22 protein-coding genes are annotated in these 25,180 nt (G+C 69.2%); 13 read left to right on the top strand and 9 right to left on the bottom strand.

Annotated elements, in window-relative coordinates; translation table 11 throughout:
* The first annotated feature begins 22 nt into the window (after window positions 1–22).
* The gene (locus MFF30_RS10275; RefSeq protein ID WP_238279252.1) at window positions 23–694 is read left to right on the top strand and encodes a carbonic anhydrase; all 672 of its coding nucleotides are present in this window, start codon (window positions 23–25) and stop codon (window positions 692–694) included.
* Window positions 695–793: 99 nt separating this feature from the next.
* Here MFF30_RS10275 and MFF30_RS10270 read toward each other — a convergent pair whose 3' ends face one another.
* Entirely contained in the window at window positions 794–1,504 is a 711-nt protein-coding gene (locus tag MFF30_RS10270) for a DUF4142 domain-containing protein (protein WP_238279251.1), read from the bottom strand.
* Window positions 1,505–1,894: 390 nt separating this feature from the next.
* Between MFF30_RS10270 and MFF30_RS10265 the strand changes: the two genes are divergently transcribed.
* The 7 genes from MFF30_RS10265 to nudC all read left to right on the top strand — a co-directional run bounded on the left by MFF30_RS10265 (window position 1,895) and on the right by nudC (window position 7,148).
* Window positions 1,895–2,755: a universal stress protein gene (locus tag MFF30_RS10265; protein WP_238279250.1), complete on the top strand. Its 861-nt coding sequence runs from the start codon at window positions 1,895–1,897 to the stop codon at window positions 2,753–2,755.
* Window positions 2,756–2,892: 137 nt separating this feature from the next.
* Complete coding sequence (locus MFF30_RS10260; RefSeq protein WP_238279249.1) at window positions 2,893–3,501, top strand: hypothetical protein; 609 nt, start codon at window positions 2,893–2,895, stop codon at window positions 3,499–3,501.
* Window positions 3,502–3,636: 135 nt separating this feature from the next.
* Entirely contained in the window at window positions 3,637–4,236 is a 600-nt protein-coding gene (locus MFF30_RS10255; RefSeq protein WP_238279248.1) for a hypothetical protein, read from the top strand.
* A 106-nt stretch (window positions 4,237–4,342) separates the two neighbouring features.
* Window positions 4,343–4,981, top strand: a complete 639-nt coding sequence (locus MFF30_RS10250; protein ID WP_238279247.1) for a cytochrome b/b6 domain-containing protein — start codon at window positions 4,343–4,345, stop codon at window positions 4,979–4,981.
* Entirely contained in the window at window positions 4,981–5,760 is a 780-nt protein-coding gene (locus tag MFF30_RS10245) for a molybdopterin-dependent oxidoreductase (RefSeq protein WP_238279246.1), read from the top strand. Before MFF30_RS10250 ends, MFF30_RS10245 begins: the two co-directional genes overlap by 1 nt.
* A 49-nt stretch (window positions 5,761–5,809) precedes the next feature.
* Window positions 5,810–6,226, top strand: a complete 417-nt coding sequence (locus MFF30_RS10240) for an HIT domain-containing protein (RefSeq protein WP_238279245.1) — start codon at window positions 5,810–5,812, stop codon at window positions 6,224–6,226.
* Window positions 6,227–6,242: 16 nt separating this feature from the next.
* The gene (nudC, locus tag MFF30_RS10235; protein ID WP_238279244.1) at window positions 6,243–7,148 is read left to right on the top strand and encodes an NAD(+) diphosphatase; all 906 of its coding nucleotides are present in this window, start codon (window positions 6,243–6,245) and stop codon (window positions 7,146–7,148) included.
* A gap of 18 nt (window positions 7,149–7,166) precedes the next feature.
* On the opposite strand, the gene MFF30_RS10230 is transcribed toward nudC, so the two are convergent.
* Window positions 7,167–8,123 (bottom strand): D-2-hydroxyacid dehydrogenase family protein, encoded by a 957-nt coding sequence (locus MFF30_RS10230; protein ID WP_238279243.1) that lies wholly within the window; start codon window positions 8,121–8,123, stop codon window positions 7,167–7,169.
* Between the two features lie 161 nt (window positions 8,124–8,284).
* Here MFF30_RS10230 and MFF30_RS10225 point away from each other — a divergent pair, with 161 nt between their 5' ends.
* The 4 genes from MFF30_RS10225 (at window position 8,285) to MFF30_RS10210 (ending at window position 15,007) form a co-directional block, all read left to right on the top strand.
* Window positions 8,285–11,644, top strand: a complete 3,360-nt coding sequence (locus MFF30_RS10225) for an error-prone DNA polymerase (protein WP_238279242.1) — start codon at window positions 8,285–8,287, stop codon at window positions 11,642–11,644.
* Window positions 11,645–11,744: 100 nt separating this feature from the next.
* Window positions 11,745–12,833 carry a sensor histidine kinase gene (locus MFF30_RS10220; protein ID WP_238279241.1) on the top strand — a complete coding sequence of 363 codons (1,089 nt, stop codon included), beginning with the start codon at window positions 11,745–11,747 and terminating at the stop codon, window positions 12,831–12,833.
* Window positions 12,800–13,279 (top strand): hypothetical protein, encoded by a 480-nt coding sequence (locus MFF30_RS10215; RefSeq protein ID WP_238279240.1) that lies wholly within the window; start codon window positions 12,800–12,802, stop codon window positions 13,277–13,279. The genes MFF30_RS10220 and MFF30_RS10215 overlap by 34 nt, the downstream gene beginning before the upstream one ends.
* Window positions 13,280–13,396: 117 nt before the next feature.
* On the top strand, window positions 13,397–15,007 hold the full coding sequence (locus tag MFF30_RS10210) for an FAD-dependent oxidoreductase (RefSeq protein WP_238279239.1): 1,611 nt from the start codon (window positions 13,397–13,399) through the stop codon (window positions 15,005–15,007).
* Between the two features lie 36 nt (window positions 15,008–15,043).
* Here MFF30_RS10210 and fae read toward each other — a convergent pair whose 3' ends face one another.
* On the bottom strand, window positions 15,044–15,583 hold the full coding sequence (gene fae / locus MFF30_RS10205) for a formaldehyde-activating enzyme (protein WP_238279238.1): 540 nt from the start codon (window positions 15,581–15,583) through the stop codon (window positions 15,044–15,046).
* A 192-nt stretch (window positions 15,584–15,775) separates the two neighbouring features.
* Here fae and MFF30_RS10200 point away from each other — a divergent pair, with 192 nt between their 5' ends.
* The gene (locus MFF30_RS10200) at window positions 15,776–15,985 is read left to right on the top strand and encodes a hypothetical protein (protein ID WP_238279237.1); all 210 of its coding nucleotides are present in this window, start codon (window positions 15,776–15,778) and stop codon (window positions 15,983–15,985) included.
* A 21-nt stretch (window positions 15,986–16,006) separates the two neighbouring features.
* Here MFF30_RS10200 and MFF30_RS10195 read toward each other — a convergent pair whose 3' ends face one another.
* The 6 genes from MFF30_RS10195 to MFF30_RS10170 all read right to left on the bottom strand — a co-directional run bounded on the left by MFF30_RS10195 (window position 16,007) and on the right by MFF30_RS10170 (window position 24,846).
* A complete protein-coding gene (locus MFF30_RS10195; protein ID WP_238279236.1) occupies window positions 16,007–16,453 on the bottom strand; it encodes a hypothetical protein in 447 nt (148 codons plus the stop codon).
* A gap of 150 nt (window positions 16,454–16,603) precedes the next feature.
* Window positions 16,604–20,356, bottom strand: a complete 3,753-nt coding sequence (gene metH, locus MFF30_RS10190) for a methionine synthase (protein WP_238279235.1) — start codon at window positions 20,354–20,356, stop codon at window positions 16,604–16,606.
* Between the two features lie 71 nt (window positions 20,357–20,427).
* Window positions 20,428–21,345: a methylenetetrahydrofolate reductase [NAD(P)H] gene (gene metF / locus MFF30_RS10185; RefSeq protein WP_238279234.1), complete on the bottom strand. Its 918-nt coding sequence runs from the start codon at window positions 21,343–21,345 to the stop codon at window positions 20,428–20,430.
* A 52-nt stretch (window positions 21,346–21,397) separates the two neighbouring features.
* Window positions 21,398–22,423, bottom strand: coding sequence for an ArsR/SmtB family transcription factor (locus tag MFF30_RS10180; protein ID WP_238279233.1), 1,026 nt, complete (start codon window positions 22,421–22,423; stop codon window positions 21,398–21,400).
* A 77-nt stretch (window positions 22,424–22,500) separates the two neighbouring features.
* Window positions 22,501–23,415, bottom strand: a complete 915-nt coding sequence (locus MFF30_RS10175) for an ROK family protein (RefSeq protein WP_238279264.1) — start codon at window positions 23,413–23,415, stop codon at window positions 22,501–22,503.
* 24 nt (window positions 23,416–23,439) lie between these two features.
* Window positions 23,440–24,846, bottom strand: a complete 1,407-nt coding sequence (locus tag MFF30_RS10170) for a dicarboxylate/amino acid:cation symporter (RefSeq protein ID WP_238279232.1) — start codon at window positions 24,844–24,846, stop codon at window positions 23,440–23,442.
* Between the last annotated feature and the right edge of the window lie 334 nt (window positions 24,847–25,180).

Below are 25,180 nucleotides of genomic sequence, written 5' to 3'. Positions count from 1 at the left end.
CCCCATGAGTGAGGACCATTCCATGTTTCCAGAGACGCTGAAGGCCGGCTACCGCTCGTTCATCGACGGACGCCTCACCGACGAGGCCAAGCGCTACGCCAAGTTGGCCGATGGCCAGAGCCCGGAAGTGCTGATGATCAGCTGCTGCGATAGCCGCGTCTCGCCCGAGGTCATCTTCGACACCGGCCCCGGCGAGCTCTTCGTAGTCCGCAACGTCGCCAACATCGTGCCCCCCCACGAGACGGGCGGCGACTACCACGGCACCTCGGCCGCCATCGAGTTCGCCGTCGAGGGCCTCGAGGTCAAGCACATCGTCGTGCTGGGGCACGCCACCTGCGGCGGCATCAAGGCCTACGCCAATCCCGCCAAGCCCCTCTCGAAGGGCAATTTCATCGGGAGCTGGGTCTCGCTGGTCGAGCCCGCCGCCGCCATGGCGGGCGACCCGGAGGCGCCGGACTTCCTGACCCGGCTCGAATACTCGATGGTCGCGCAGAGCCTGAAGAACCTGATGACCTTCCCGTTTGTGCGCACGCGGGTCGAGAGCGGCCGGCTCGCCCTGCACGGCGCCCATTTCGGCATCGCGCGCGGCGAGCTGCTTTTGCGCGACCCCGAGACCGGCGAATTCAAGCCGGCCGTCGATGGGGCGGGCCGTAGCCTGACCCCCGCCGCAATCATCGGCCGCGCCGTCGAATAGGCCGAAAACGCGAAAGGACGTCGCGCCCCGAAGGCGCGACGTCCTTTCTGTTTTAACCGACACGCCGGGCGACGGGTCCGGTGTGTCGCTCCCTTCGGATCAGCGAGCGCCGGGCAGACGCTGCGCCATCTGGTAGTGGGACTGCAGCACCGGCAGGGCCTGCTCGGCATGCGCGCGCAGGGCCGGGTTCGGGCCAGACGCGGCGTAAGAGCGGAACATGCCGATGGTCATCTCGTGCGACTGGACCTGCATGCGGCCATAGAGGCTGTCGAAGCGCGGGCCGGCTGGGGTCTGCGAGAGTTCGGCAAGCATCGCCTGCTGCTGCGGGTTCGGCTGAATGATCGTGGTGCCGGCCGTGGCGTCGACATCGCCGCTGAAGGCACGGCTGCCGGTCTCGGCGCCGCGCGCCGCACCGCTCCCAAGGCCCTCGACGCCGGCCACCGGGCCACCGCTGAGCGTTCCGCCGACGACACCGGCCGCCGCACCCGTGGCCGCGCCCACCGCACCGCCGGCCACCCCCAGCGGGGCCGTGATCAGGCCGCCGACACCCTCGTTGTTGCGCACGGCCGCGTAGTTGCGCTCACCACCCGCCAGGGCGACGTTGGCGGCGCGATGGTCGCGGATCGCTTCGCGGGCGAAGCGCAGCACCTGCGGATTCCGGCTCTTGTTGAGCGCGATCTGGCTCGACTGAATCTCGAAGGCGTTGGCTTGCATGGCCTCCATGCGGAAATCACCCGGCATGCCCTGCGCGAAGGCGGGGGTGGCGAGGGCGGCCATCACGGCGGTCACGGCAAAGGTCTTCTTGATCATGAGATCCTCGAATTCGTATTGATGGACGTCACAGGCGGCGCACAGGCTAAAACAACCCGTCAGCGCAACGTCCCGTCACGGTTGCGGGGCCAACGACGCTAAAGCGATTGAGTTCCATGCTCGCGTGATCCAATCTTCGCACCCCGGCCGAAAATCTGTCCCTTCTTAAGGCCAAGCTTTGCGGACTCAGTAGGCTACAGGTCGCCAACGAATGCCTGGAGATGCGGTTCGTGACCTTCGGGGCGGCGAGCCGGAAAAGCTCTCCCGGGAAGGATGGGCCGTAAAAGGCGTTCTGGAAAAGGTCTGGGGGCCGCACATGCGCCGGTTTCCGCAGCGGCCGTTTCCCATTAGCTTCCGGTTCGATCGTGCCGCCGCGAGAAAGGCCCTTCCATGAAGACCCTGCTCGTTCCCGTCGCGTCCCACGACGCGCTCCCGTCCGTCTTCGAGACCGCCATCCTGGCCGCGCGCCGGTTCGGAAGCCTCATCGAAGGCGTGTCCCTGCGCCCGGCGCTCGCCGAGTACGTGCCCGTCGACATGGTCGGCGGCATGACCTGGCTGCGGGACGAGGAGGCCGACAAGGCCGAGGCCGAGACGGCCGGCCAGCGGTTCGTGACCTTCATGGAGCAGGCCGGCGTCCCCCTGGCGAGCGACGGGCCCTGCACGCCCGAGACGGTCGGGACTGCCGGGTCCCGCTACCGCTGGCGACCCGACGTGCCGGCTGGGGACGCCTTCCTCGGGCAATACGCACGCCTGTTCACCGCCACCGTGGTCGGGCGCCCCGGGACCGACGACGGTTCACCCCGCATGACCACCTTCGAGACGGCCCTGTTCGAGAGCGGCCGCCCGATCCTGCTGGCCCCCCCGATCGCCCCCGCCACCCTGGGCGACGCGATCCTGATCGCCTGGAACGGTTCGACGGAAACCGCCCGCGCGGTGGCCTTCGCCATGCCGTTCCTGCGCCAGGCCCAGCGCATCCGCGTGATCAGCGTCGAGGGCGGCACCGTGCCGGGCCCGAGTGCGGAGGATCTGGCCCGGTCGTTGGCCTGCGAGGGGATCGCGGCGGATTTCCGCGCCCATTCCGCCGGGCGCCGCACGCCGGGCGAGGTCTTCCTGGCCGAGGCGGAGGCGTTCGGCTGCGATCTGCTGATCAAGGGGGCCTACACGCAGAGTCGCCTGCGCCAGATGATCTTCGGGGGGCCGACGAGCCACCTCCTGGCCCATGCGGAAATCCCGATGCTGATGGCTCACTAGGGCCGAGCGCGGCGAGATCGAGGGCGGCTGAAAACCGCGACCCGAATCATCCGGATCGCGCGCAATTGACTTGCGCGCATCTCCAAACGGGCTCAGCCTTCCGGGGCCGGCATGGACCGGCTGCCGGAACCATTCGCATGAAGTCGCTGACCCTCGTCCTCTCCGGACTCGCCCTGTCCGGAATTCTGATCGGCCTGCCGGCCCGAGCGGATTCCCCCGTGGTGCGCATCCGCGGCACGATCGAGGCGGTGGACGGAGCGAGCATCACGATCAAGCCGCGCCTCGGGGCCAGCGTGCAGGTCAAGCTCGGCGAGACCGTGCGGGTCGCCACCGCCAACGCGGCCAAGATCAGCGACATCCAGCCCGACAGCTACATCGGCACCGCCGCGACCCCGCAGCCGGACGGCACCCTCAAGGCCCTTGAGGTCGCGGTCTTCGCGCCCAGTATGCGCGGCACCGGGGACGGCCACTACCCGTGGGATCTCGAGAAGGAGAACACCATGACCAACGGCGCGGTGGGCGCCCTCTCGGGCACGGGCGACCGCACGATCCGGGTGACCTACAAGGGCGGCGAGAAGACCATCACGGTCCCTGAAGGCGTACCGGTCGTGGCCCTCGCACCGGGGGATGTCGGCAAGATCAAGCCGGGGGCCCGCGTGGTGGCCTTCACCCGGGCCGATGCGGGCGGCGTCGCCGTGGCCGAGCGCATGGTCGTCGGCGAGAACGGCACTGTTCCGCCGATGTGACCCGGCCCTGCCGAAGCGGCCCGAATGCGTCGATGTAAGCCGGGCTTCGCCACTCCCGAATGGCTCGCGGACGCCCGGGCGGACCACGCCCCCTGAAGACCCGATTCCACGCCTGAACAGACACGGAGGAACGCCATGATGAAGACCCTGCTGACCGGACTGACCCTCGGTCTCGCGCTCGCCGCCGCGCCCGCCCGCGCCGACGACGTGGTGCGCTACCGGGGCACGATCGAGTCCGTCAACGGCTCGACCGTGACCATCAAGCCCCGCATGGGCGAGACCAAGACCGTGACCTTCGGCGACGACACCAAGATCCTGGCCGCCAGCAGCGGCAAGCTCTCGGACATCAAGTCGGAGAGCTACATCGGCACGGCCGCGATCCCGCAGCCGGACGGCACCCAGAAGGCGCTGCAGGTCACGGTGTTCGCCTCCTCCCTGCGCGGCACCGCGGACGGGCACTACCCGTGGGACCTCGGCTCCAACTCGACCATGACCAACGGTGCCATCGGCAGCCTGTCCGGCACCGACGGACGCACCATGCTGGTCAAGTATCAGGGCGGCGAGAAGAAGGTGGTGGTCCCCGAGGACGTGCCGGTGACCCTGGTCGACCCGGGCGAGAAGAGCATCGTGGTGGCGGGCGAGAAGGTCGTGGCCTTCACGAAGGCCGGGCCGGACGGAAAGCTCAACGCCGTCGTGCTGATCGTCGGCCGCAACGGCACCGTGCCGTCGATGTGATCTGGTCCCCGGCCCTATCCGCAGCAGCGGGCGGGGCCGGGGTCACGGCTTCCGAGAAACGTCCCCGCCTCCAAGAAGCCAAGCCCCCCAAGATACCGAGGTCCTGTTGACGATCGTTCCCGAAACCCCGTCGCGCCTCGTGGTGATCCACCCCCTCGTGGTGCGGGTCACACACTGGATCAACGCGGTCGCGGTGTTCTGCATGCTGTTCAGCGGCTGGGCGATCTACAACGCCTCGCCGCTCTTCCCCTTCGCTTTCCCGAAATGGGCGACGCTGGGCGGCTGGCTCGGGGGCGCGCTTGCCTGGCACTTCGCCGCCATGTGGCTGTTTGCCCTCAACGGCCTCGCCTACGTCGCCTACGGGCTCCTGGCCCGCCACTTCGCGACGAGTTTCCTGCCCCTGAGCCCGGGCGCGGTCTGGCGCGACGCCCGCGCGGCCCTGGCGCTGCGGCTCAGCCACCGGGTCGGCCGCTACAACGCCGTGCAGCGCCTCGCCTACCTCATCGCCATCGCGCTCGGGCTTTTGCTCGTCGCCTCGGGTTGCGCCCTGTGGAAGCCCGTGCAGTGGCAGAGCCTCGCGAACCTGTTCGGAGGCTACGAGTGGGCGCGCCGGGTCCACTTCTTCGCCATGGCGGGTCTTGCCGGCTTCATCCTCCTGCACCTCGCCCTCGTGATCGTCGTGCCGAAGACGCTGCTGGCGATGATCACCGGCCGCGCCCGCGTCACCGAGGAGACCGTCCGCTGATGCACCGCGATCCCGACGACGCCGCCCGCCTCAAGGCCCTGCGCCGCGACCTTGCCCCCGACCTCGCGCGCCTGGAGCGCCGGATGGTACTGCGCGGCGGCCTCTCGCTGGGGGCACTGACCCTGCTCTCCGGCTGCGATCTCTCCACCGGCAGCAACGGCTCCCTGGCCGACCGGGTGCTCTGGGCGATGTCGCGGGCCAACGACCGGGTCCAGCGATGGCTGTTCGATCCCGCGACCCTGGCCCCGACCTACCCGGCCTCGATGATCGATACGCCGTTTCGCTTCAACGCCTATTACCCGCCCGACAACATCCCGGAGATCGACGCGGCGACTTGGAAGCTCGAAGTCTCCGGCCTCGTCGCCGACAAGGCGCCCTGGACGCTGGAGAAGCTGCGCGCCCTGCCTCAGGAGAGCCAGATCACCCGCCACATCTGCATCGAGGGCTGGAGCCAGATCGGGCAGTGGAGCGGCGTGCCCCTGCGGACCTTCCTGGAGCGGACCGGCGCCGACCTCACCGCGAAATATGTCGGGTTCAAATGCGCCGACCGCTATTACGGCAGCCTCGACATGCCGAGCGCCCTGCACCCGCAGACGGTCCTGGCCCTCGATTTCGCCGGCCAGCCCCTCGCGCCCGAGTACGGCTACCCCTTGCGGGTGCGGGTGCCGACGAAGCTCGGCTTCAAGAGCCCCAAGCACATCGCGGCGATCTTCGTGACCAACGACTATCCAGGCGGCTACTGGGAGGACCAGGGCTACAACTGGTTCAGCGGGATCTGAGGGCCGCGCCCCTCGCATCGGCCAGGTTTCCGCTCTACATCGCGTCGCGATGAGCACAGACTTCACCCTCGACCCGCAGCTGGCCGCCGACACCGTGCACGTGGGCGACCTCGCCCTGTGCAGCGTCCTTCTCATGAACGATGCCCGCTTCCCCTGGCTGATCCTGGTGCCGCGCCGGGCCGGCGCCAGCGAGATCACCGACCTGTCGCCGGAGGATGCGCGGGGCCTGATGGACGAGATGCGGATCGCGACGGGCGTGATGCTGGCGCTCGCCAAGCCCGACAAGGTCAACGTCGCGGCACTCGGCAACGTCGTATCCCAACTCCACGTCCACGTGATCGGGCGCTTTCTCTCCGATCCCGCCTGGCCGAAGCCGGTCTGGGGCGTCGGCACCGCGACCCCCTACCCGCACCACGCCCGCGCCCAGATGATCGAGCGCATCGGCGCCCTGTTCGCGGCGGCCTGAGGCGATGGCCGATCCGATGACCGATCCCTTGGGCCAGCTCGGCTACGTCCAGAGCCGCCTCGTGCGCCACTCGGCCGAGAGCGCCGCCGCGATCCCCGATCTCGACGCGCCCGGGGCACGCATCGCCATCCTGGCGGGCGACCGCGTCGTGCTCTCGGGCGATACCGCGCTCCTGACGCCGGACATGGCCGCCCGCACGGGGGAGCGCGGCCTGACGCTCTATCTCGGGCGCCTCGACGGAGACCCGGTTTTCGCCGCCGTCGTGCCGGCCGAGGCGTCCGAGGCCCTGGAGGCCGACCCTGACTTCCGGACCAACGATCTGCGGAGTCTGGCCGGCGAAGGCCGGATCGCGCCGCACGAACTCGGCCTCCTCGCCACGGCGAAGTCGCTCCTCGGCTGGCACGCGCGGCAGGGCTTCTGCGCCAATTGTGGAACCCCGACCACGCTGGCGGCGGGCGGCTACCGCCGCGAATGCTCGGCCTGCGGGACGCATCACTTCCCCCGTACCGACCCGGTGGTGATCATGCTGATCGTCCGGGACGGGGCCTGCCTCCTCGGGCGCTCGCCGCGCTTCCATGACGGCATGTATTCCTGCCTCGCCGGCTTCCTGGAGCCCGGCGAGACCGTCGAGGACGCCGTGCGGCGCGAGACCTTCGAGGAGGTCGGCCTGACCATCGGCGCGGTCCGCTACCACGCTTCGCAGCCATGGCCGTTCCCGTCCTCGCTGATGATCGGCTGCGTGGCCGAGAGCCTCGACGCGGCCATCACCCTCGATCCGGAGGAACTCGCCGATGCGCGCTGGTTCTCACGGGACGCCGTCGCGGCGATGCTGGAAGGCCGTCATCCCGACGGGCTGACCACGCCGCCGCCGCTGGCGATCGCCCACCTGCTGATGCGGGCCTTCGTCGAGGGGCGGGCCTGAAGTGCCGCCCCGGCCGGCTCAGCCCAGCACGCGGATCGGCACCCCGTCGAGGAACGCCGAAATATCCTCCACGATCTCGGGGAAGTAGGTGCGGTAGTTCCGCTCCGTGACGTAGCCGAGATGCGGCGTCGCCAGCACGTTCGGCAGGGTGCGCCAGGGCGAATTCGGCGGCAGCGGCTCGGTCTCGTAGACGTCGAGGCCGGCGCCGGCGATCCGGTTCTCGGTGAGGGCGGCGAGCAGCGCTGCCTCGTCCACGATCGCGGCGCGGGAGGTGTTGATCAGGAACGCCTCGGGTCGCATCCGGCGCAGCGCCGCGTCGTCGACGAGGCCGCGGGTCCGCGCACCGAGGACGAGGTGGATCGAAACGATGTCGCTCGCCTCCAGCAGCGCCTCCAGGGAGGGCGCCAGGGCGACGCCCTCCGCCGCGGCCCGCTCGGCCGTGAGGTTCTGGCTCCAGGCGCTGACCTCCATGCCGAAGGCCTGGCCGATCCGGGCGACGCGAGCACCGGTCTTGCCGAGACCCAGGAGCCCGAGGCGGCGGCCGGCGAGGTCGCTGCCGACGCTGGACTGCCAGGGGCCGCCCGTGCGCAGGGCCTGCACCTCGGGCACGAGGTGGCGGGCCAGCCCCAGGATCAGCGCCCAGGTCAGCTCCACCGGCGGCTCGGGGTGGCTGGCGGTACCGCAGACCGTGACGCCATGTGCCTTCGCGGCGGCGAGATCGATCGACAGGTTGCGCAGGCCGCTGGTGAGGAGGAGCCGCAGCTTGGGCAGGCGCGCGAAGAGCTCGGCCGGGAACGGCGTGCGTTCGCGCATCATCACCACGATCTCGCAATCCCCGATCGCGTCGACGAGCGCGTCCTGGGTCGCGAAGGTGGTGCGCAGGTCGCGCAGGGTGATCCGGTCCGTCAACCCCGACCAGTCGGCCATGGTGGGACCGACGCCCTGGTAATCGTCGAGGATCGCGCAGGTGAGCATGGGACATCCTGTCTGGGGAGGACCGGGCTAGCGCACGGCGAACAGCTTGGCCAGCCGCCCATGGGACTTTGACTCCCCGACGCGAAACCGGCACCCCGGGATCCGAAACGATCACGATTCGTTCTCAACCACGAATCGGATACAGCGGAGCCAGGACAGTGATGACGCCGATGGTCGGGCAGCCCGCCTATGCCGAACTCGCCGTCACCACGAATTTCTCCTTCCTGCAGGGGGCCTCGCATCCCGGCGAGATGGTGGGGCAGGCGGCCGAACTCGGACTGCACGCCATCGGCATCGCCGACCGCAACACCCTGGCGGGGGTGGTGCGGGGCCATGCCGAGGTGAAGCGGCGGGCGGCGGCCGGCGAGCCCGTGATCCGCTTCCTGCCGGGCGTGCGCCTCGTCACGCAGGAGGGCTTCGAGGCCGTGGCCTACCCGATGGACCGGGCCGCCTACGGCCGGCTCTGCCGGCTCCTCACCCTGGGCAACCGCCGCTCCGAGAAAGGCCAGTGCCGGTTCGACTTCTCGGAACTCCTGGCCGCCAGCGAAGGCCAGATGCTCATCGCGGTCCCGCCGGAGCGGCTCGGAGACGACGACCCCTTCTTGCGTCATCTCCGCGAACTCGCCGCCGAAGCCCCCGGCCGGGTCACCCTGGCGGGGAGCCACCGCCGGCGCGGCGACGAGCGCCGGCGCCTCGGGCGCCTTGCCGAATTGGGGCTCCGCCTCGGCGCGCCCCTGGTGGCGGTGTCGGACGCGCTGTACCACCACCCCGACCGGCGCCCCCTGCAGGACATCGTCGCCTGCATCCGCGAGGGCTGCACCCTGAATGCGGCGGGCTACCGCCTAGAGGCCAATGCCGAGCGCCACCTGCGGCCGGCGGACGAGATGGCGCGCCTGTTCGCCGACCATCCCGAGGCCGTTGCCCGCACGATCGAGATCGCCCAGTCCTGCGACTTCTCCCTGGACGAACTCAAGTACGAGTATCCCGACGAGCCGGTGCCGCCGGGCTTTTCCGCGCAAGACTACCTGGCCTACCGGGTCGCGGAGCGCGCGGGCTGGCGCTATCCGGACGGCATTCCGGAACAAATCATGAACACAATTCAGGAAGAGCTGCGCCTCATCGCGAAGATGGACTATGCGCGCTACTTCCTCACCCTGTTCGACATCGTGGAGTTCGCGCGGCAGCGCGGCATCCTGTGCCAGGGGCGCGGCTCGGCCGCCAATTCCGTGGTCTGCTACTGCCTCGGCATCACGGCGGTCGACCCCACCGAGATCCGGCTGCTCTTCGCCCGCTTCATCTCGGAGAACCGGGCCGAGCCCCCCGACATCGACGTGGATTTCGAGCACGAGCGCCGCGAGGAGGTGATCCAGTACCTCTACGAGCGCTACGGCCGCGACCGGGCCGCGATCTGCGCCACGGTGATCCACTACCGCCCGCGCAGCGCCATCCGGGAGGTCGGCAAGGTCCTGGGGCTGCCCCCCGACATCACCGGCGTGATGGCCGACACGGTCTGGGGCTCCTGGGGCAAGGACCTGCCGGACGCGCATATCCGGCAGGCCGGGCTCGACCCGGACAACCCGTCGATCCGGCAGGCCCTGGAACTCGCCCACGCGCTGATCGGCTTCCCGCGTCACCTCTCGCAGCATGTGGGCGGCTTCGTGCTGACGCGCGGGCGCCTCGACGAGACCGTGCCGGTGGGCAACGCCGCCATGGCGGACCGCACCTTCATCGAGTGGGACAAGGACGACATCGACGTGCTCGGCCTGATGAAGGTCGACGTACTGGCGCTCGGCATGCTGAGTTGCCTGCGCCGAGGCGTGGATCTCCTGAGACGCGATTACGGACACGACTACCCGACGCTCGCCGACCTGCCGCGCGAAGACGAAGCCACCTACGCGATGCTGGCTAAGGCCGATTCGGTGGGCGTGTTCCAGGTCGAGAGTCGGGCGCAGATGTCGATGCTCCCGCGCCTGAAACCGAAGGAATTCTACGACCTCGTGGTGCAGGTGGCGATCGTCCGGCCGGGGCCGATCCAGGGCGACATGGTCCATCCCTACCTGCGCCGCCGCCAGGGGCTGGAGCCTGTGATCTACCCCTCGCCCCATCCCTCCCAAGGACCGAAGGACGAACTCGAGGGCGTCCTCAAGCGTACCTACGGCGTGCCCCTGTTCCAGGAGCACGCCATGCAGATCGCCATCACGGCCGCGGGCTTCGAGCCCCACGAGGCCGACGGCCTGCGCCGGGCCATGGCGACCTTCCGGCACAACGGCCAGATCGTGAACTTCCGCACCAAGTTCGTGGAGGGCATGGTGGCGCGCGGCTACCCGCGCGACTTTACCGAGCGCTGCTTCAAGCAGATCGAGGGCTTCTCGACCTACGGCTTCCCGGAAAGCCATGCGGCGAGTTTCGCGCTGCTGGTCTACGCCTCGGCCTGGATGAAGTGCCGGCATCCCGACGTCTTCCTCGCCGCGATCCTGAACGCACAGCCCATGGGGTTCTACCAGCCGGCGCAGCTCGTGCGCGACGCCCGTGCCCACGGCGTCGAGGTGCGCGGGGTCGACGTCAATGCCAGCGACTGGGACTGCACGCTGGAGCCGGCCTCCGAGCCGCCCCCCCCCGGGGTCGAGCGGCGCCTGGCCGTGCGCCTCGGCCTGCGCCAGGTGAGCGGGGTGCCGCAGGCGGCCATGCACCGCCTCGTGCGCTTACGGGGCAACGGCTACGCCAGCATCGAGGGTTTGCAGGCGGCCCTGGCGCTCCCTCGCAACGCCCTGGAGCGGCTCGCCGAGGCGGATGCGTTCCGCTCCCTCGACCTCGACCGGCGGGCCGCCCTCTGGGCGGTGCGGACCCTGGAGGGCACCAGCGCAACCAAGGCCGCCAGGGACGCCAAGATTGCCAAGATCGCCAAGGCCGCCGGGCGCGCCGACGGCGACCGGCGAGCCCACCTCCTCGAGACGCCGATGCCGCTCTTCGCCTTCCACGCCGATGACGGGCTCTTCCGCCACGAGCCCGCGGTGGACCTCCCCGCCATGGCCCCCTCCGAGCACGTGGCGGAGGACTACGCCGCGACCGGCCTCTCGCTGAAAGGACATCCCGTCGCGTTCTTCCGGACGCGGCTCGCCCGGATCGGCGCGATCCCGGCCCGCGACCATCATGACGGTGCGCGGGTCGCGAACAACGCCCGCATCACCGTGGCGGGCCTCGTCCTCACCCGGCAGCGCCCGGGCACGGCGCGCGGCACCGTGTTCCTGACGCTCGAGGACGAGACCGGCATCGCCAACGTCATCGTCTGGCGCGACGTGTTCGAGGCCAACCGCGCGACCGCTATGGGCGCCCGCTTCCTCGCGGTGCGGGGCCGGGTGCAGCGCCAGGGGCTCGTCGTGCACCTGCTGGCGGAACAGTTCCGCGACCTCTCGGCGGCCCTGCGCGATCTGCGAGCCGGGGGCCTGCGGCTGCCGCCCGAGACCACCGATTTCGGAGCCCCGGAGGATCGGCGGATTTACCGCAGCCGCGATTTCCATTGAGGCCGAATCGCGGCCCCGGGGTCGGACCCGCTGGCCACCCGACCGCGACCAGACTAGATCGGTTCCAAACCCGAAGAGACCCACGACGCTGTTTCGATCATTGATACACGGACCCTGGTGGAGTGGCTGGCAGGTCGTCCACGCGACCGAGCGCCTGCGCGCGCGCGCCTGGCTCGGCGAGGGCGCCGCCGTGGCCGCCTCCGGCCTCGCCCTCTGCCTACGCTTCGCCCTCGACGACATGCTGCCGCCGGGCTTTCCCTACCTGACGTTCTTCCCGGCCGTAATCCTCACGACCTTTTTCTTCGGCTTGTGGCCCGGCATCACCTGCGCGACCTTAAGCGGGCTCGCCGCCTGGTACTTCTTCATCCCGCCGGCCAGCGCCTTCTTCATCGATGGGCCGACCGTGCTGGCCCTGTGCTTCTACGTCTTCATCGTCGCCGTCGACATCGCGCTGATCCACGTCATGCACCGGGCGGGCGAGCGGCTGAGCGCTGAGCGGGGGGTCTCGGCCGGGCTCTACGAGCAGCAGCGCACGATGTTCCAGGAATTGCAGCACCGGGTCGCCAACAACATGCAGTTCGTGGCCGCCCTGCTGACCCTGCAGAAGCGCAAGGTCGGCAACGACCCGAAGGCCGCGCTCGCCGCCCTCGACGAGGCCCGGGTGCGGCTAGAGACGATCGCGCGCATCCATCGCCGGCTCCACGACCCGAGCAGCATCGAGCGTCCGGTGGGGCAGTACCTTGAGGAACTCTGCACCGACCTCCTCGACGCCACGGGTGCGCAGAACATTGTATGCCGCGTCGACACACCGCCGGTGCGATTCGACCTCACCCAGCTCACAACCCTGTCGCTCCTCGTGGTCGAGGTGGTGACCAACGCCGTCAAGCACGCCTTCCCGGACGGGCGACGGGGCGCCATCACGATCCAGATCGAACGGCTCGACGCGGAACGCCTGCAGCTCACCATCGCGGATGACGGACGCGGCATTCCGGCGGATTTCAACCCGGACACAGCGCGCAGCCTGGGCTTCCGCATCGCGCAGGGGCTCGCGGGCCAACTCGGCGGCCAGCTCACCTACAGCAACGCGGGGGGCACCGTGGTGCGCCTCGCCTTCGCGGCCCGACCGGCCGCTCCTCACCGGCACGAGTCCCGACCATGCGCCACGTCAGAAGTCTCGCGATCCTCCTGATCCTCGGCATCGGACCGACTCTTGGCGCCGGACCGACTCTTGGCGCCGGCACGGCCCGGGCCGACGAATGCGACGGCCTCGCCGCCCGCATCGCCGCCGCGATGGGGGGCAAGGTCGGTCGGCGCACGGGCCCGAGCGTCGACATCCGCGTGCCCGGCGGCCTCCATATCGACCTGACCTGCCGGGCCGATCCCATCGTGCAGGCGGCCTCCTCCGAGCCCACCCCCTCGGCGGCCTACTTCGCGGACCTCGCCATCGCGGCCCAGATCGTGGTGGGCGAGAGCGCGGGCGCGGTTCAGGCCGCCATCGCCACGGCCCACGCCACCGCCCTCAAGGAGCGGCGCAAGTCCTTCATCCAGCAGAACGGCTGGTCGGCGAGCTGCTACACCGACAGCAGCGGTTCGATCCGTACCCTGTGCTCGGTTGGACGCATCCCGCAGGAGTGATCCAAGGCCGCCCGCACGGCGGTTTTTCCGGACACCGCATTGCATGCCGCATCTTGCCTGTCACGGAGGCGTGATCGATGCTGCGCCGCGTCGAACCCCATCCGACGGAGGCGCCCTATGGAAACGATCGGCCGTGATCTGCGCGAGATGCAGCGCGTCCCCCTGGCAGCCTCGCATGTCGCCGCCCTCCGGGCCGCCGGAACCGAGCGCCTCTACCCGGCCGGGACGTACCTCGCCCGCGCCGGCGAACCGGCCGACCGCTTCGTCTACGTCGAGGACGGCGAGGTCGAGGTGGTCAACCCGTTCACCGACGAGCGCCACCTGCCCTCCACCCTGGGGCCGACGCAGTTCATGGGCGAGATCGCCTTCCTGAACGGCGGCAACTTCTCCATGCCCATGCGGGCGGTGCGGGACACCCGCGTGGTCGAGGTGCCGCGTCCGGCGATGCTGCGGCTGATGTCCGAGATCCCCGAGATGTCGGACATCGTCATCACGGTCCTGGCCGCGCGGCGGCGGCGCCAGCTCGACACGCAGGACGGCACCCTGGTGCTCATCGGCGAGGAGGACGACCGGGCCGTCCGCCGCATCGCGGAATTCGCGAGCCGTAACCGGCTGCCCTACCGGTCCTACGCGCTCGGCAGCCCGGAGGCCGGTGCCGTCGCGACCAGCTGCGCGATCCCCATCGACCGGCCGGCGGTGATCTTCGGCCGCGAGATCGTGGTGACGGACCCGACCCCCGACAAGGTGGCGCAACTGCTCGGCCTGAACCACGCCCTCGTCGACGACGAGGCCTTCGACGTGCTCATCGTGGGCGGCGGCCCGGCCGGGGTGGCCGCCGGCGTCTATGCCGGCGCGGAGGGGCTGCGCGCCCTGGTGATCGAGGATGTCGCCATCGGCGGGCAAGCCGGCACCTCGAGCCGGATCGAGAACTACATGGGCTTTCCCACCGGCATCTCCGGGGCCGATCTCGTCTGGCGGGGCGAGGTGCAGGCGCTGAAGTTCGGCACGCGTTTCGCGATGCCGCGCCGGGTCGCCAAGCTGGAACGCCTCGCCGACGCCACCTTCTGCGCGACCTTCGACAACGACCAGCGGGTGCGCGGGCACGCCGTCGTGGTGGCCACCGGCGTCCAGTACCGGCGCCTGCCGATCGATCGCCTCGAATCCTTCGAGGGCGCGGGCGTCTACTACGCGGCCACCGAGATCGAGGCCCGCTACTGCAAGAACGCCGAGGTCGTCGTCATCGGCGGCGGCAACTCGGCGGGCCAGGCGGCGATGTTCCTCAGCCGCTCGGCCGGGCATGTCCACTTGCTGGTGCGGGGGCCGTCCCTCGCCACCTCGATGTCCAGCTACCTCTCCAGCCGCCTGGAGGCGGACCCCGCGATCACCATCGCGTACGGCGCCGAGGTCTCCGCCCTGCACGGCGCGGACCGCCTCGAGGCCGTGACGATCCGCAGCGACGGCACGTCACGCACGATCCCGACCTGCGCGATGTTCGTGATGGTGGGCGCCGCCCCCAACACACGCTGGCTCTCGGGGTTGGTCGACCTCGACCCCCACGGCTTCGTTCTGACCGGGGCGGCCGCCGGGGCGACCTCGCCCTACGGCACCTCGCATCCCGGCATCTTCGCGGTCGGCGACGTGCGCGCCGGCTCCGTCAAGCGCGTCGCGTCGTCGGTGGGCGAGGGCTCGGTCGTCATCTCCAAGGTCTGGGAGCATGTCCGCGCCTGAGGAGCGCCCCGGCGCGGACCGTATCCTCGGAAGAGATCAGTACTCGATCACGTCTTCCAGGGCGTAGTGCTTCACCGTCTTGCGGTTGGCGATGAGCTCGTCGATGGTCGGCTCGCCCTTCATGGCGCGGGCGATGGCGAGCTTCGTCGCCTCGTAGTTCGTACGGTAGAGATCCTTGCGGTCGACGTTCGGGTCGGACCCGCAGCGCTCGTCCAGCCAGATCATGATGATCATGCAGAGGTCGTCGAGCCCGTCCTTGGGCAGGATGCCCTCGATCACGCAATCGATGATGGCGTCCCCCGTGGCGGCCTGGACGACACCGCCGAGCAGTTCGGCATACTCGGCCGTATGAATCGTGACCTTCGTCGTCATGATCGTGGCCGGGCGCACAAGCTGATTGAGGTCGCGCACCACGAACATCCGGGTATGGCCCTGGACCTGCCCCATCATGCCCGCGAAGGCGTGGCCCGCCGGGCCTCGGGTGGAGCCGATCAGAACCTCCGGCATCGCGTCGGTGTACTGTCCCTCAGCCGCGAGCACGGTCGCCTCGCCGGTACGGAACCAGATCTCGGACATGGGGTCTCTCTCCAGGGCATCGTCGCCGCGCCCGGCCGGGCGGGACGGATCGGGGCGCACAAACACCAAGGGGCCACGGCCCGTCAATCGCGGTCGCGCGCGCACCTCCCCCTGGCCTCGTGCGACGGGATCGGTCATGCAGAAGCGCCGGCGACGGAACGCGTCGACGGCGCTCGAAAGGCGCGGCACGCGATGAGTACGGAACGGGACTGGAGCTTGGCCGTGACAGCGGCGCCGGATGGGGTCCGGGTCGAGATCGGCCTGCCCGATCTGGCGGGCAAGCCCGTCACCGCGATCCTGGCGCTGGACCGGGAGGAGGCACGCACCCTCGCCCGCGCCCTGCTCGCGGCCTCGGGCGACGCGATGGAGCGCACGTTTCCGCGCGCGTCCAGAAACGACTGACCCTCAGAGTACGACTGGACCTCAGAGACCGACCCGGTTGCTGCGACCGGGCAGACGCGGGACCTTCGTGCCGCGCGGCTCGATGGGGCCGGCGCAGGCATAGGTGAACTCGGTCTGGAGATCGGTGAACACGGTCTCGCCGGTAATCCGGCAATCCTCCCGCACCGTCTCGTCGAGGTAAGTCCGGGCCGCGTCCCGGAAGCGCTTGACCCGGGTCAGGTCAGGGTCGCCACCGGCGAACGCATCGTCGATGCCGCACCCCGTAGTCTCCCGAAGGATGTTGGACACGATCAGCATCTTGCGGACCCGGCGCTGGTCGTAGACCTCGTAGGGGTCCTTGCAGCCGATGGTGACGACCTGCGGCGTGACGCTCACATAGGTCTTCGAGATGTAGGCGAAGCCCGTGCAGCCCGAGGCGACGAGCCCGAGCGCGATCGTCGCGCCGAGGGAGACGGTGAGCCGATACACGTGCGGGGCGCCCTTCGCTGCTCTCGGGCCGGTGCAGCCGGATCGGCATTGAAGCGCAGACCTTCCCACGGTCAAGCCTCGCCCGGCCACACTCCCGTGCCATTCGACACGCGCGCCCGCCCCGCCCACGGGGAAGGCGCGCGGACAGCCCTACTCGGCGGCGGCCGCGAGGTAGCGAGCCGGATCGTAATTCAGGATCGGGCCGAGCCAGCGCTCGACGTCTCGCAGGTCCATGCCCTTGCGGATCGCGTAATCCTCGACCTGGTCGCGCTCCACCTTGGCGACACCGAAGTAATGCGCCTCCGGGTGGGCGATATAGAGACCCGAGACCGAGGAGCCCGGCCACATGGCGTAGGACTCGGTCAGCTTCACGCCGATCCGTGATTCCGCCTTGAGGAGGTCGAACAGCGTGACCTTCTCGGTGTGGTCGGGCTGCGAGGGATAGCCGGGGGCTGGACGGATGCCGGCATATTCCTCGCGCACCAGGTCCTCCGGCGCGAAGGTCTCGTCGGCGGCGTAGCCCCAGAACTCGCGGCGGACACGCTCGTGCATGCGCTCGGCGAGCGCCTCGGCGATGCGGTCGGCCAGTGCCTTGACCAGGATCGAGCGGTAATCGTCGTTGGCCCGCTCGAAGCGCTCGGCGATGCGCACCTCCTCCAGGCCCGCCGTGACCACGAAGCCGCCGACATAGTCGGCGATGCCGGTCTCGGTCGGGGCCACGAAATCGGACAGGCAGGTGTTGGCGCGCCCGTCGCGCTTCGTCAGCTGCTGGCGCAGACCGAAGAAGGTCGCGAGTTTCTCGGCCCGGCTCTCGCCGGTGAACAGCGCGATGTCGTCGCCGACCGCGTTCGCCGGCCAGAAGCCGATGATCGCCTTTGGGTTGAACCAGCGCTCGTCGACGATCTGCTTGAGCATCTCCTGCGCGTCGTCGAACAGCGCCTTGGCGGCCGGACCCTGGTTGGGATCCTCGAAGATCGCCGGGTAGCGGCCCTTGAACTCGTAGGTCTGCAGGAACGGCGTCCAGTCGATGTAGGGCACGAGGTCGGCGACCTCGTAGGACCCGAACACGCGCACGCCGGTGAAGCTCGGCTTGCTCGGCTGGTAGCCCGACCAGTCGATCCGGAACGGGTTGGCGCGGGCTTTGGCCAACGGCAGCCGCTGCTTGTCGAGCTCCGAGCGCGCATGGGCGTCCGAGACTTTTTTGTACTCGGCCCGGATGGTCTCGATGGTGGTGTCGCGCGTCTCCTTCGAGAGAAGGCTCGACACGACACCCACCGCGCGGCTCGCGTCCGTGACGTAGACGGTCTGGCCCCGGTTGTAGGAAGGGTGGATCTTCACGGCCGTGTGGACGCGGCTCGTGGTGGCGCCACCGATGAGGAGCGGCACCGAGAATCCCTCGCGCTCCATCTCGGCTGCGACATGCACCATTTCGTCGAGCGACGGGGTGATGAGGCCGGATAGGCCGACGATGTCGACGTTCTCGCGCTTGGCGACATCGAGGATCTTGGCCGCCGGCACCATCACGCCGAGATCGATGATCTCGTAGTTGTTGCAGGCGAGCACGACGCCGACGATGTTCTTGCCGATGTCGTGGACGTCGCCCTTCACGGTCGCCATCAGGATCTTGCCGGCGGCCTGGCGCTTGCCGTCGCCGCCATTGGCGAGCTTCTCCGCCTCCATGAAGGGTTCGAGATAGGCGACCGCCTGCTTCATCACGCGGGCGGACTTGACCACCTGCGGCAGGAACATCTTGCCGGAGCCGAACAGGTCGCCGACCACGTTCATGCCGGCCATCAGCGGACCTTCGATGACGTGGAGCGGCCGCGCGGACTTCAAGCGCGCCTCCTCGGTGTCAGCCACCACGAACTCGGTGATGCCGTTGACCAGCGCGTGCTCCAGGCGCTTCTCGACGGGCGCCTCGCGCCAGGACAGGTCGGCCGTCTTGGCCTGGACGCCGCCGCCGGACTTGAAGCGCTCGGCCACCTCAAGCAGGCGGTCGGTGGAATCGTCGCGGCGGTTGAGGACGACGTCCTCGCAGAGCTCGCGCAGCTCCGCCGGCAGCTCGTCGTAGATCGCGAGCTGGCCGGCATTCACGATGCCCATATCCATGCCGACCTGGATCGCGTGGTACAGGAACACCGCATGTATCGCCTCGCGCACGGGCTCGTTACCCCGGAAGGCGAAGCTGAGGTTCGAGATGCCGCCCGAAATATGTGCGTGGGGCAGCGTCTCGCGGATGGTCTTGGTGGCCTCGATGAAGGCGACGCCGTAGCCGTTATGCTCCTCGATGCCGGTGGCGACGGCGAACACGTTCGGATCGAAGATGATGTCCTCGGGCGGGAAGCCGACCTCCTCGGTCAGGACCCGGTAGGCCTTGGTGCAGATCTCGACCTTGCGCTCGTAGGAATCGGCCTGACCCTGCTCGTCGAAGGCCATGACCACGACCGCCGCGCCGTAGGAACGGCACACCCGGGCGTCCTGGATGAACTTCTCGACGCCCTCCTTCATGGAGATCGAGTTCACGATCGCCTTGCCCTGGACGCACTTCAGGCCGGCCTCGATGACGTGGAACTTCGAGGAATCGATCATCACCGGCACGCGGGCGATGTCGGGCTCGGCGGCCACGAGGTTGAGGAACTCGACCATGGCCTTCTCGGAATCGAGCAGGCCCTCGTCCATGTTCACGTCGATGATGCTGGCACCCGCCGCCACCTGGTCGCGGGCGACGTCGAGGGCGGCGGCGTAGTCGCCGGCCGTGATGAGCTTGCGGAATTTCGCCGAGCCGGTGACGTTGGTGCGCTCGCCCACGTTCACGAAGGGGATCTCCTTCGTCAGCGTGAAAGGCTCCAGGCCCGACAGGCGCATCAGGCGGGGCACCTCGGGAATCGCGCGGGGCTTCACGCCCGCGACAGCCTCCGCAATGGCGCGGATGTGGTCCGGCGTGGTGCCGCAGCAGCCGCCGACCATGTTGACGAGGCCGGCGGTGGCGAACTCGCCCACCAGCTTGCCCATGGCCTCGGGGCTCTCGTCGTAGAGGCCGAACTCGTTGGGGAGACCCGCATTCGGGTAGGCGCAGACCAGGGTGTCGGCGATCCGCGACAATTCCGAGATGTGCCCGCGCATTTCCTTGGCGCCGAGCGCGCAGTTCAGGCCGATGGTGAGCGGGCTGGAATGACGGAGCGCGTTCCAGAACGCCTCCGGGGTCTGGCCGGACAGGGTGCGGCCGGAAAGATCGGTGATCGTGCCCGAGATCATGATCGGCAGGGTCATGCCCCGCTCCTCGAACACCGCCCAGGCGGCCGCCACGGCGGCTTTGGCGTTGAGGGTGTCGAAGATGGTCTCGATCAGGATGAGTTCGGCGCCGCCATCCATCAGGCCGCGGACCTGCTCCTCGTAGGCCTGCTTGACCCCATCGAAGGTGACGGCCCGGTAGCCGGGATTGTTCACGTCCGGCGAGATGGACAGGGTGCGGTTCGTCGGGCCGATGGCGCCGGCCACGAAGCGGCGGCGGCCGTCCTGCTTTTCAGCCAGGGCGGCTGCCTCGCGGGCGAGGCGCGCGCCCTCCGAATTGAGCTCGTGGATGATCGATTCCATGCCGTAATCGGCCTGGGCGATGGTGGTGCCCGAGAAGGTGTTGGTCTCGCAGACGTCGGCCCCGGCCAGGAAGTAGTCGAGGTGGATCTGCCGGATCGCATCGGGCTGGGTCAGAATCAGGAGGTCGTTGTTGCCCTTCTGGTCATGCCCGTGATCCGTGAAGCGAGAGCCCCGAAAATCCGCCTCGCCGTAGCCGAGGCGCTGGATCACGGTGCCCATCGCCCCGTCGAGGACGAGGATTTTCTCGCCCGCGCGCTGGCGCAGGGCGGCTTCGATCTCTCGTCCGTCGACGGGGCGCAGGTCGGTCATGGGGTCTCTCAGGTTCCGTCGCAGGAAATCCCTCCCCCGATGGGGAGGGGCGGTGCATGTGCGGGAATCGCTCAGGCGGCCTTGGCGGCAACCTTCGGGGCCTGGGCGCGCAGGCCGAGTACGTGGCAGATGGCGTAGACGAGGTCGGAGCGGTTCATCGAGTAGAAGTGGAAGTCGTTGATTCCGTGATCGACGAGGTCGAGCACCTGCTCGGCCGCCACCGAGGCCGCCACGAGGCGCCGGGTATCGACGTCGTTATCGAGCCCCTCGAACCGGGCGGCCAGCCAGTACGGCACCGAGGCGCCGGTGCGGCGGGCGAAGTTCGCCGCCTGCTTGAAGTTCTGCACGGGCAGGATGCCGGGGATGATCGGGATGTCGATGCCGGCGGCCCGCACCTTGTCGACGTAGCGCAGGTAGATGTCGTTCTCGAAGAAGAACTGCGTGATCGCCTGGTCGGCGCCCGCATCGACCTTGGCCTTCAGGGCGTCGATGTCGGCGTCGAGGGACGAGGCCTCCGGGTGCTTCTCCGGATAGGCCGAGACCGAGACCTTGAAGTCGCCGATCCGCTTGATGCCGGCGACCAGGTCCGCCGTCTGGGCGTAGCCGCCCGGATGCGGCCGGTACGCGGTGCCGATGCCGTCCTGCGGATCGCCGCGCAGGGCCACGATATGGCGCACGCCGGCATCCCAGTAGGATTGCACGACGGCGTCGATCTCCTCGCGGGTGGCGTCGACGCAGGTCAGGTGCGCGGCCGGCTGAAGGCTCGTCTCCTTGACCATCCGGGCGACGGTGTTGTGCGTGCGCTCGCGGGTGGAACCACCGGCGCCGTAGGTCACCGAGACGAATTTCGGCTGGAGGGGCGCCAGGCGCTCGATCGAAGACCAGAGGATCTTCTCCATCTCCTCGGTCTTCGGGGGGAAGAACTCGATGGAGACCCGGATCGGACGGTAGCCGTCGCGGCTGGCGCGATGTTGGGAGGCGGAAGGCATCGGGTCGTCCTCTATGTCGGTCGGTTCAGACGGGCGGTGAAGCGGGTCGCCCTCAGGCGACGGCCCGCTCGAGGGTCAAGTGGGGCGGGGCCGCCGCCATCTCGGCCGCAGCGGTGGCGAGCCAGAGCGTCACGGTCAACTGGTCTTCGACCTCGCCGGTGGGCGCGAGGTCCCGGGTGGTGACGGTGGGCAGGCCCGCGTCGTCGAGCCAGCCCGTCACCTGCTCGGGGGCGAAGCCGAGGCGGCGATGGGCCTGCGTCTCGCGCAGGAACTCGAGATCGTGGGGCGCGAAATCCACCACGAGCAGACGGCCGCCGGGGGCGACGAGGCGGGCGGCCTCGCGCAACGCGCGGGCCGGATCATCGAGGTAATGCAGCACCTGATGCACCACGACGAGGTCGAACCCAGCCCGTCCGAAAGGCGGCGCGTGGATATCGCCCTGGCGCAAATCGACCCGGGCCAGCCCCATGCGCTCCAGGTTCGCCCGCGCCACCGAGAGCATGGCATGGTTGGAATCGAGCCCCACCGCCCGGACGGCACGCCCGGCCAGGAGCCCAAGCATGCGGCCGGTGCCGGTGCCGAGATCGACGAGATTCTGGATCGGCCGGTCGCCGAGCACGTCGAGGACCGCGGCCTCGACGGTGGCCTCCGGCACGTGCAGGGAGCGCAGACGGTCCCATTTCGGCGCCAGACGCGCGAAGAAGGTCTGCGCGGCCTCGGCCCGCTGGGCGCGCACGGCCTCCAGGCGGGCGAAATCCTCCGAGAGCGGCGCACGGCCGCCGTCGAGACCCGCGACCAGCGGCGCGACCAGGACGGCGCGATCCTCCACGAGGCGGAAGAAGGCCCAGGCGCCCTCGCGGTGCCGCTCCACCAGCCCCGCCTCGACGAGCAGCTTGAGATGGCGCGAGATGCGTGGCTGCGACTGACCGAGGATATCGGTGAGATCCGAGACCGAGAGCTCCCCGGCAGCCAGGAGCGCCAGGATGCGCAGGCGCGTCTCCTCCGCGGCGGCTCGCAGGATGGCGAGGGCGTCCGGAAACGGCAGGGCAGTGGCTGAAGGGGATCCCGCGTTAGACATAAAGATATCTTTATGTGAAAATTCCGACCCTGACAAGCGTTTCCGGCGTCAGCGCGGGCATCGACGGTCGCGGCGTTTCAGGCCGCGTTCCAGAGCCAAGCCGCCCCGCGGACGCCGGAGGCGTCGCCGTGCCGGCTCGGCCGGATCGGCGTGTCGAACGCATCCGTGAAGACGTGCGGCGCCACGCGTTCGGGGAGCCCTGAGAGGATCTCGGGCACCCGCGAGAGGCCGCCACCGATGACGATGACGTCGGGGTCGATCACGTTGACGACGTGCGCGATGCCACGCCCGAGACGATCGAGGTAGCGCTCCAGGGTCGCGAGGGCGTCCGGTTCGCCCGCGCGCAGGGCCGCGATCACCGCCTCTCCGGTCGTCGTCGCGCCGGCGCGGCGGGCGTGGTCGGCGGCCAAGGCCGGACCTGAGAGCCAGGTTTCGAGGCAGCCGTGCCGGCCGCAATAGCAGGCGGGGCCGGGACGTTCGTCATCGCGCGGGGACGGCAGCGGATTGTGGCCCCACTCGCCCGCGATCCGGTCGCGCCCCGAGAGGGCACGCCCCGAGAGGGCACGCCCCTGGAGGGCGATTCCGGACCCGACGCCGGTACCGAGAATGATCGCCCAGACGATGGGAAGGCCCGCCCCGGCGCCGTCGACGGCTTCGGACACCGCGAGGCAGTTGGCGTCATTCTCAAAGCGCACCGGACGGGCCAGGGCGCGCTCCAGATCCTGGGCGAAGGGCCGGCCGTTCAGCCAGACCGAGTTGGCGTTCTTGACGAGGCCGCTGCGGGGCGAGATCGCACCGGGCATGCCGATGCCGACCGAGCCGGCGCCGCCGGCCCGCGCCTCCAGTTCCCGCACCAGATCCGCGATGGCCGCGAGCGTCGCCGCGTAATCGTCCCGCGGCGTGGCGACCCGGTGCTCCGCCCGGGTCGTTCCATCAGGGTCCAGGGCGATCCCGGCGATCTTGGTGCCGCCGAGATCGATGCCGATGCGCAGGGGTTCGGACAGGTCCGGGTACCGTCAGCGAGCCGGAGCCGGAATCGGCGCCGCGGCGGCGGCGGGCGTGGTCACCGGGTCCATGTTCGGCGCGTGGTCGGAGATGTCGGTGCCGATCGAGATCGGGTGCGCCATCACCTGGTTCAGTTTCTCCTGATCGAGTTCGCCCTCCCAGCGGCTGACCACCACGGTGGCCACGCCGTTGCCGATGAGGTTGGTAATGGCCCGGCACTCCGACATGAACTTGTCGACACCGAGGATCAGGGTCATGGCCGCCACCGGCACGGGGTTGTTGGGGATCGCGCTGAGCGTAGCCGCCAGCGTGATGAAGCCGGCGCCGGTGACGCCGGAGGCGCCCTTCGAGGTCAGCATCGCCACCAGGATGATCGTGGCGTACTGGCCGAACGAAAGGTCCGCCCCCACGGCCTGAGCCAGGAACAGCGAGGCCAGGGTCATGTAGATGTTGGTGCCGTCGAGGTTGAACGAATAGCCCGTTGGGATCACGAGGCCGACCACCGAGTCCGAGGCGCCGAGGCGGCGCATCTTGGTCATCATGTGCGGCAGCACCGTCTCGGAGGACGAGGTGCCGAGCACGATGAGGAGCTCGTCCTTGATGTAGGCGAGGAACTTGAAGATCGAGAAACCGGCCACCCGGGCGATGCCGCCCAGCACCAGGACCACGAACAGGAACGCGGTGACGTAGAAGGTGCCAACGAGCCAGGCGAGGTCGACGACCTTGCCGATGCCGTACTGGCCGATCGTGAAGGCCATGGCGCCGAAGGCACCGATGGGCGCGAGCTTCACCACGAGACCGATGATGCGGAAGAAGATCTGCCCCATCGTGTCGATGGCGTGGGTGATGGCCTCGCCGCGCTGGCCCATGCCGGTGACGACGACGCCGGTGAGGATCGAGATCAGCAGCACCTGCAGCAGATCGCCGGTGGCGAAGGCATCGAAGAAGCTCTTCGGGATCAGCGCCATGATGTGCCCGGTCACCGAATCGTCGGCGGCCATCTTGGCGTATTTCTCGACCGACTTGCCGTCGAGCTTGGTCACGTCGGCGTTGAAGCCCGCGCCCGGCTTGACGATCTCGCCGACCAGCACGCCGATGAGAAGCGCGATGGTGGAAACGACCTCGAAGTAGATGAGTGCCTTCAAGCCGACGCGGCCGACCTTCTTCAGGTCACCGATGGAGGCGATGCCGTGCACGATGGTACAGAAGATGATCGGCGCGATCATCATCTTGATCAGCGCAATGAAGGCATCGCCCAGCCACTTGACCGACTTGCCCCATTCGGGATTCAGGTAGCCCAGGAGAATGCCGAGTGCGATGGCGATCAGCACTTGGATGTAGAGCACCTTGTACCAGGGCTCCTTGGTGGTTCGGCCGGCGCCAGCCTCAACCGTACCTTGTGTGATGGCCTGGGCCATGATTCCTCCCGCCGCTCTCAGCGCAAGCCGCTGATTGTTAATCCCGACGCTAGCCAGTTTATTCGGAGCGCTCAATCGGGGCGGCCGGCTCCCAGTGACAAACCGAAAGGCGTACCACGCGGTCGACGCCGAAACCGGTTGTGCGGCGCCTCGGTCTTCGGGGTTGGGATTCGCGTGCGGTCGTGCGGGCGCTGGCGGTAGATCGAAGCGAGATGGTAGCCACGCTCAGCAGGCATCCATGCCCAGCGCCCAGGTCTTTCGGGCCGCATCCGATACTTCCGGCGATACCGGTTGCCAGGGGCGGCCGGCAAATCGGGGCCGACCCAACCCCCGT

The sequence above is a fragment of the Methylobacterium goesingense genome, from assembly GCF_022179225.1.
Taxonomy (GTDB): Bacteria; Pseudomonadota; Alphaproteobacteria; order Rhizobiales; family Beijerinckiaceae; genus Methylobacterium; species Methylobacterium goesingense.
The sequence above is the reverse complement of the archived record's forward strand: the minus strand, read 5'-3'. Positions and strand labels throughout refer to the sequence as shown.

Excerpts from the sequence above, each read along its gene's own strand:
- MFF30_RS10255 (WP_238279248.1), top strand. The coding sequence starts at position 3,637 with ATGATGAAGACCCTGCTGACCGGACTGACCCTCGGTCTCGCGCTCGCC.
- MFF30_RS10170 (WP_238279232.1), bottom strand. The coding sequence starts at position 24,846 with ATGGCCCAGGCCATCACACAAGGTACGGTTGAGGCTGGCGCCGGCCGA.
- MFF30_RS10210 (WP_238279239.1), top strand. The coding sequence starts at position 13,397 with ATGGAAACGATCGGCCGTGATCTGCGCGAGATGCAGCGCGTCCCCCTG.
- MFF30_RS10240 (WP_238279245.1), top strand. The coding sequence starts at position 5,810 with ATGAGCACAGACTTCACCCTCGACCCGCAGCTGGCCGCCGACACCGTG.
- nudC (WP_238279244.1), top strand. The coding sequence starts at position 6,243 with ATGACCGATCCCTTGGGCCAGCTCGGCTACGTCCAGAGCCGCCTCGTG.
- MFF30_RS10230 (WP_238279243.1), bottom strand. The coding sequence starts at position 8,123 with ATGCTCACCTGCGCGATCCTCGACGATTACCAGGGCGTCGGTCCCACC.
- fae (WP_238279238.1), bottom strand. The coding sequence starts at position 15,583 with ATGTCCGAGATCTGGTTCCGTACCGGCGAGGCGACCGTGCTCGCGGCT.
- MFF30_RS10200 (WP_238279237.1), top strand. The coding sequence starts at position 15,776 with ATGAGTACGGAACGGGACTGGAGCTTGGCCGTGACAGCGGCGCCGGAT.
- MFF30_RS10245 (WP_238279246.1), top strand. The coding sequence starts at position 4,981 with ATGCACCGCGATCCCGACGACGCCGCCCGCCTCAAGGCCCTGCGCCGC.
- MFF30_RS10215 (WP_238279240.1), top strand. The coding sequence starts at position 12,800 with ATGCGCCACGTCAGAAGTCTCGCGATCCTCCTGATCCTCGGCATCGGA.
- MFF30_RS10265 (WP_238279250.1), top strand. The coding sequence starts at position 1,895 with ATGAAGACCCTGCTCGTTCCCGTCGCGTCCCACGACGCGCTCCCGTCC.
- MFF30_RS10225 (WP_238279242.1), top strand. The coding sequence starts at position 8,285 with ATGACGCCGATGGTCGGGCAGCCCGCCTATGCCGAACTCGCCGTCACC.
- MFF30_RS10270 (WP_238279251.1), bottom strand. The coding sequence starts at position 1,504 with ATGATCAAGAAGACCTTTGCCGTGACCGCCGTGATGGCCGCCCTCGCC.
- metH (WP_238279235.1), bottom strand. The coding sequence starts at position 20,356 with ATGACCGACCTGCGCCCCGTCGACGGACGAGAGATCGAAGCCGCCCTG.
- metF (WP_238279234.1), bottom strand. The coding sequence starts at position 21,345 with ATGCCTTCCGCCTCCCAACATCGCGCCAGCCGCGACGGCTACCGTCCG.
- MFF30_RS10180 (WP_238279233.1), bottom strand. The coding sequence starts at position 22,423 with ATGTCTAACGCGGGATCCCCTTCAGCCACTGCCCTGCCGTTTCCGGAC.
- MFF30_RS10260 (WP_238279249.1), top strand. The coding sequence starts at position 2,893 with ATGAAGTCGCTGACCCTCGTCCTCTCCGGACTCGCCCTGTCCGGAATT.
- MFF30_RS10275 (WP_238279252.1), top strand. The coding sequence starts at position 23 with ATGTTTCCAGAGACGCTGAAGGCCGGCTACCGCTCGTTCATCGACGGA.